This window comes from uncultured Pseudoteredinibacter sp. (genome assembly GCF_947500695.1).
In the GTDB taxonomy this organism is placed as follows: Bacteria; Pseudomonadota; Gammaproteobacteria; order Pseudomonadales; family Cellvibrionaceae; genus Pseudoteredinibacter.
In genome coordinates, this window is the sequence record NZ_CANMSS010000041.1 from 1 (window position 1) to 311 (window position 311).

Consider the following 311-nt stretch of genomic DNA (forward strand, 5'->3'; position numbering starts at 1 on the left):
ATTGCAGGCTCGCTTGGTTCGTTAACCCTGCAAGCGGATGGCTCTTATACCTACAACCCAGGTGCAGGTGCGGCCGCGCTTGCCGAAGGCGCAACAGCCACCGATACATTCAGCTACACCTTAAAAGATAATGACGGAAGCTTCTCGACTACCACCGTAACGATTACCGTCACTGGTACCACCGATGGCGCGCCAACGGTCACTATCGATGATAACAATGCTGGTGCAACTGGCGATGAAAGCGTTCAAGAAGATGGTACGGCAACTGGCAATACATTTACGATCAGTGCTCCGGATGGCTTAGGCTCGTT

The 311-nt window shown here is 52.7% G+C and carries 1 protein-coding gene; it reads left to right on the top strand.

Going from position 1 to position 311, the window contains the following annotated elements; translation table 11 throughout:
* On the top strand, positions 1-311 hold a 311-nt coding region (locus tag Q1A08_RS21410), incomplete at both ends, for a VCBS domain-containing protein (RefSeq protein WP_299776431.1).